Consider the following 394-nt stretch of genomic DNA (forward strand, 5'->3'; position numbering starts at 1 on the left):
GGTACGCCTTGCTCTTGTTCAGGCCCATCTCTTCGGCGATGGCGTTGCGGGCGAGCCCGTCGGGGTGGTCCTTGAGCAGACGCAGAACGGCGGCGTCCCGCTCGATGGTCTCCTGCGGCCTCGGGCGTCCTCGCTGGGGACGCTGCGCGGTCATGGTCATGATTCCTTCCTCCTCGGTCACTGCACGGGTGTCGATGATTTACCTTAATCGGTATTACCCGTGCTGTCACGCCTCAACCCCCGGCGACGTCAGCAGGCCCGTCTCCCGGACCAGGGCGCGGGCCGCGTCCACGTCCAGCGGCTCCGCGCCCACGGCCAGGTGCGTGGGCGCCTGCCACAGCACCACCTCGGTCCCGGACGACGACGGCCCGCCGGGCGCTGTGCCCAGCAGGCC

General features: G+C 70.1%; 1 protein-coding gene. It reads right to left on the minus strand.

Annotation, left to right across the window (positions count from 1 at the left end; all coding sequences use genetic code 11):
• Window positions 1–160 (minus strand): helix-turn-helix domain-containing protein (locus tag KDL01_RS47375; protein WP_212534371.1); only part of this gene is annotated, 160 nt, incomplete at its 3' end.
• Window positions 161–394: the final 234 nt, after the last annotated feature.

Source organism: Actinospica durhamensis (assembly GCF_018139695.1).
GTDB classification, from domain to species: domain Bacteria; phylum Actinomycetota; class Actinomycetes; order Streptomycetales; family Catenulisporaceae; genus Actinospica; species Actinospica durhamensis.